Annotated in this window: 4 protein-coding genes and 1 pseudogene; all 5 read right to left on the reverse strand. The window is 68.6% G+C overall.

From position 1 onward, the window contains the following. Positions 1-659 (reverse strand): alpha/beta fold hydrolase (locus AC08OQ_RS18155; RefSeq protein WP_476612235.1); only part of this gene is annotated, 659 nt, incomplete at its 3' end. A gap of 609 nt (positions 660-1268) precedes the next feature. Continuing rightward, complete coding sequence (locus AC08OQ_RS18160; RefSeq protein ID WP_462203698.1) at positions 1269-1649, reverse strand: PIN domain-containing protein; 381 nt, start codon at positions 1647-1649, stop codon at positions 1269-1271. After that, a complete protein-coding gene (locus tag AC08OQ_RS18165; RefSeq protein WP_476600842.1) occupies positions 1646-1903 on the reverse strand; it encodes a hypothetical protein in 258 nt (85 codons plus the stop codon). Before AC08OQ_RS18165 ends, AC08OQ_RS18160 begins: the two co-directional genes overlap by 4 nt. Before the next feature lie 146 nt (positions 1904-2049). Next, positions 2050-2714 (reverse strand): annotated as a pseudogene (locus AC08OQ_RS18170) (IS66 family transposase); the annotation flags it as partial. 578 nt (positions 2715-3292) lie between these two features. Beyond that, positions 3293-4021 (reverse strand): SDR family NAD(P)-dependent oxidoreductase (locus AC08OQ_RS18175; protein WP_476612236.1); only part of this gene is annotated, 729 nt, incomplete at its 5' end.

The raw sequence follows: 4021 nt of genomic DNA on the forward strand, positions 1-4021 counted from the left end.
AGTACTAGCGCGGTCTCGAAGTCCTGAGCCATTCGGCGTAGGTCCTCCTGCGGTTGGTTCATCCACACGTTCGGATCTTCTACGCCGTCCAGCACCAGCGCCCGGATCCGGGTCGGGAACATGCTGGCGTAGGTGGTGCCCAGCACGGTGCCGTAGGATCCCCCGTAAGAGGTGAGCTTGTCCTCGCCGAGCGCGGCTCGCAGCAGATCGAGATCCCGGGCCGCGGCCTCGGTCGACAGGTACGGCAGTTCAGCGCCGCTGAACCGTACGCAGCCCTGCGCCCACTGACGCCTGTCGTCAACCAGCTCCTTGTACACGTCGTCATCCTCACTCCCAGCGCGGGAGTGGATCGCGAACGGGGAGGCGGCGGCTAGCGGATCATTATCCTGCCCGCTGCTGCAACGGACCGGCGCGCTCCCACCGACACCCCGCTGGTCGAACCCGACGATGTCGAAACGGTCGCGCAACGACGCGCCGAAGAAGCCCAGCCAGTCGCGGATGAACCCGACTCCCGACTGGCCCGGCCCACCGGCCAGCATTACCAGCGAGCCGATCCGCCGGTGTGGCTGGCGGGCCGGAGCACGGATCAACGCCAGGTTGACCGTGCCTGCGGCAGGCCTGGCGTGGTCCAACGGAACGGGCAGAGCCGCGCACTCCAACCCATTCTCACACGATTTCCAGGTTAGCTTTGTCCGGGTGGCCGCAGCGGCGGACGCGGACAAACCCGACCCTGATATTCCGGTCAGCAGCGGCAGGCTCACCGCAAGCACGGCAGCAAGGAATGGGCGTGGGATACGGGCTGATCGGGACTGGCGCATCTGGCCTCCACTCTCCGGTTCGGTCGAGTGCGTGGCGCTTGCGTCCACCTGCCAGCATGAGCATGAATATAGGCCTCGTTACTCTCCTCGGCAGTGCTGGACTGCTCCGACTGCCCAGCCACATACAGGCGGAACGCGTATCGCATCATCACCAGGGCGAACCTTCCGGCCACGCGGAACTGGACGGTGCTCTGCCCGGCCACCACCATAGTCCGCGCCGTGATTTCCCGAGACGTCCATCCAGGAACTCGCCCTCACCCGGCCGGGTGGCGTCAGCGAGCTTTGCCGCAGGACATGTCGCGCAGCCCGTATCCGAGGTAGGTGAGCGAGCGTCTGCCGAACCCTCCCGGCTCCCCTTTCCGTCTTCTTGCCGTGACGGCAGCAGCCACGACCCGCCCGCAGGCGCCAAGACGGGTGTTGGCTGCGGTGGAGCCGCCGGGCCGGACCAGCTCACGGGCTGAGATCCAACAGACGCACCGGCTGGCCCGCCCACCGATCCGGCACCGCCGTCGCGATCATCGCACCCTCGGGACGCTCCGAGGTGGGCTCGGCCGCGTACAGGACGTGCGCCGGCGCCCAGCAGGTACCGCGGGCCACCGCGAGCGCGGCCGCCAGGTCCAACTCCACGATGGTCACCGCAGGCAGCGCGGCGATGTGCTCGGCGGTTCCCGGCCGGGCCCGGTCCGCCTCCACCAGCGCACACGCCGGGGCATACAGAAAATGACCCGGCACGGTGTGAGCGCGCTGGATCAACCGGGACGCCAGCACGTTGCCGTAGCCGGCCGAGACCATCGCCGTCTCGTCCAGCACCACATGCAGCGCGTCGCTCACCGCCCCAACGCCCGCGCCAGCCGACGGTTCAGCTCGGCATCGACCTGCGCGGCTTCCTCCTCCGTCGGGTCGTAGCCGCTCCACTCCCGCAGCACCGCCCGAGCCCGCTCGGCGCGCTCCGCACGTTCCGCCGGCGTCAGCAGCGTGCTCGCCAACCGCGACAGATACGCCCGCAACGACAACCCCTCCGCCGCCGCCACCTCCGCCAACCGATCCCGCGCCTCCGCCGGAATCCGCACATTCGCATCCGCCATGGACAGCCTCCTTTCACCCACCCAGCAGGATACGGGTACGTTCGCGTACCCGTATCGGATCCCGGCTACCTGGTAGCGGCGGCCAGCCAGATCAGGGTCGCAGAACTGCCGTAAGTAGTCGGAAGTTGGGTGTGGGCATGCTGCCGGGCGGCGTCACCGTGGGTGGCGTAGAGCGCGCCGATCCGCTCGCGCCACTGGCGGGCCCAGATCCCGAGCTGGGCGGGGTTGCCGTCCCCGGCCCGCAGGAAGTAGCGGCGGACGTGGACCCAGCGGAACAGGTTGACGATCCCGTCCGCCTTGCGGCCGGCGGAGGCGTAGACGGTGTAGAAGTCCGAGGAGATCACCAGCCGGCGCGGGCCGCCGGCGCCGTCGAGCTGGCCGGTGGTCTCGCTGATCCCGACATGGCCGGCGAGCACCGCCGCCGACCGGGTCGGGTCCATCACGAAGCACACCGAGTCCGGGCCGAGGAAGACCCACAGCCACCAGCGCGCCGAGGTGTCCTGGCCGTCGGGGGTGAACACCCGCCAGGTCATCTCGTCTCGTCGGCGTGCAGGTGCCACGACCCGCGCGACCGTTCGACGATCTTCTCGGCGAGCGGGGTGAGCAGGCCGCCGACCTGGGCGCACACCCCCGTCAGCGTCGCCGGCGAGATCCGGGCGCCCTGGCGGGCCAGGCCGGTGACCAGCGAGTTCTGCGACCGGCCCGCGACATAGCGCTCCACGAGCAGCATCGCGAGGAACCGGTTCGTGAACAGCTCTTTGCCGATCGCCTTCGACGGGCCGGGCGCGGTCACCGTCACCGGCCTGCCGCAGCCCCCGTAGCCGTCACGCACCGCAGCAAACCATCCCGACAAGCCGGAGATCACCCAACACGGCCAGCGAACCACACACAGCCAACACTGATGAGGCCCCGGCACCGATCAACCACAAGACTTCCGACTACTTACGAACTGCCAGCCCGGCCAGCATTTTCGCTTGCGGATATGCAAGCGAGACGCTTGCTGCGCTGGTTTAGGACGCTCCCTCCCGCGACGAAGGAACGATTCATGCGGGAGCAGTACGTGTTCTGGGGTATGTACCGCCACTGCATTCCGATCGAGAACGCCGTCAAGCTGTGGGAGTTCATCGAGACCGGGCAGCTCGACCTTCGCACTGGCGTGCTGGACGTAAGCCGATCAGGCTACGGCTTCGCGGTCACGCGTGCCCTGCCGGGGGCCGGAGCCGGATCGACCATTTCGACCACATCGTCGATGCGACCGGAACCGGATTTGACGTCGCCAAGGCGCATTCGCCCCTGCTTCGGGACCTGCTCCGATCGGGCAGCGCGGCGGCACACCCGCCGGGCTGTTGGATCGAACTCCCGGCCGCGCCAGGGCGGTGGAACCCACCGTCAGGTAGCGGAGAAGCCTCCGTCCACGAACAGCGTCTGGCCGGTAAGGTAGACGGCGGCGGGGCCGGCCAAGAACACAGCGGCGCCCACCAGGTCCGACAACTCGCCGTTTCGCCCCAGCATTGTTCGATTGGCCATTGCCGTCGCCCGCTCCGGATCGTTGAAGACGGTCTTGGTAAGCGGTGTCCGGACGAATCCCGGAGCGATCGCGTTGCAGCACACACCGCGTTTCGACCAAGCCTCGGCCTGAGACCTAGTCAGTGCCGCGACACCGGCTTTGGACACCCCGTACGCGCCGCTGTTGCCGAACGCGCGGATCGACTGCTGCGACGCCAGATTAATGATCCTTCCCCAGCCGCGCTCCGCCATTCCTGGGCCGTACCGACGGCCCAGGAGGAAGGGAGCGTCGAGATTCACCGCCATCGTCAGGTCCCACTCCTCGTCGGTCAGACCGCCGAAGGGCGGTCTGATGTTTACGCCTGCCGAGGTGACGAGGATGTCGGGCTCCCCGAACGGTTCGGCCGCCTGATCGGCCGCCTTGCTCAGCTCGGCGCGATCGGCCAGATCGCACCGGATGCCTGCGGCGGCGCCGCCAGCATCGCTGAGTTCCTCCACTACGGACTCCAGGGCGTCGGCACGGCGGCCGAGCGCGACCACCCGCGCGCCGGCACGGCCAAGCGCGAGGGCAATGCCGCGGCCGATACCGGAGGTCGCTCCGGTCACCACCGC

It is taken from the genome of Frankia sp. CcCS3, from assembly GCF_977927575.1.

Excerpts from the sequence above, each read along its gene's own strand:
- AC08OQ_RS18165 (WP_476600842.1), bottom strand. The coding sequence starts at position 1,903 with ATGGCGGATGCGAATGTGCGGATTCCGGCGGAGGCGCGGGATCGGTTG.